This window comes from Neisseria sp. P0021.S007, from assembly GCF_051956855.1.
Genome location: NZ_JBQCXA010001517.1, coordinates 1 through 468, shown reverse-complemented (window position 1 = coordinate 468; position 468 = coordinate 1). Strand labels below are relative to the sequence as shown.

Genomic DNA, 468 nt, shown 5'->3' with positions numbered 1-468 from the left:
GTGTCGGAACGCGAGGTATAAGCGCGGTTGATTTGGCGCGTTATTTGTTGAGTGAGTTTGGCAGCTTGGGGACGCTGATGAGTGCGGATGCCAAAACACTCGCTGCTTATAAGGGCATGGGCTTGGCGAGCTATACTCAGTTTGCAGTGGTCAAAGAAATCGGGCGGCGGATTTTGGGTGAAGATTTGCAGGAGCAGATTGTTCTGTCAAACCCGAAATCGGTTGCGGATTATCTGCGCCTGCATCTTGGACATGAAAAAATTGAGGTCAGCGTTGCTTTGCTGCTTAACCGTCAAAATCAATTGATTGCGGTACGGGAATTGTCGCGCGGTACGGTGGCGGAAAATACGGTTTATATCCGTGAAATCGTTAAATTGGCATTGGATGAATATGCCGACAGTTTGATTTTGGCACACAATCATCCGGGCGGTTCGGCAAGGCCGTCTGAATCTGATGTGCAGTTTACAG

Annotated in this window: 1 protein-coding gene; it reads left to right on the top strand. The window is 49.1% G+C overall.

Annotated elements, in window-relative coordinates:
* Positions 1 to 468 (top strand): JAB domain-containing protein (locus ACTHUR_RS20030; protein WP_440400545.1); only part of this gene is annotated, 468 nt, incomplete at both ends.